The organism is Alcanivorax sp. HI0083, assembly GCF_001635175.1.
The window spans coordinates 1-412 of record NZ_LWFX01000618.1; the positions used below are offsets into that span (position 1 = coordinate 1).

1 protein-coding gene is annotated in these 412 nt (G+C 56.1%); it reads right to left on the reverse strand.

The genetic code is table 11. From position 1 onward, the window contains the following. Positions 1-171: 171 nt before the first annotated feature. A partial coding sequence (locus A3754_RS06225) for an Arc family DNA-binding protein (RefSeq protein WP_231880513.1) occupies positions 172-412 on the reverse strand: 241 nt, incomplete at its 5' end.

The window sequence follows — 412 nt, forward strand, 5'->3', positions numbered from 1 at the left end:
TTTGCGGTCACGGCCGTAAAGGCTCCTTTCCGTCCATGAATCGGTGACTGCGTGCGTGAGCAGCATGCACTACATCATAGTGCAAAGTACTGTCATATCGATAATGGGCAGGTGGCCAGCGGTGTATTGTAAGGACAAAAGGACGATTGTGGTTAGCCCTGCACGGTGAATCTAATCCAACAGCGCCAACAGTGCCTGTTGTTTCCCCTGTGGCAGTTGGCGAAAGCGCTCCAGCAGGAAAGCTTCTTCGCCGCCTTGCGGCACCGCTGCTTCGCCATGGGGCAGGGTATGCGGCCAGTTCTTCAGGCTATGTTCCAGCCGGGCAATAATTTCCGCGTTCATGCTGCGATGGCTGTGGTTGGCCGCTTGCGCGACCTCGTTTCGCATACCGCAGGGAAAACGAACCACGAAC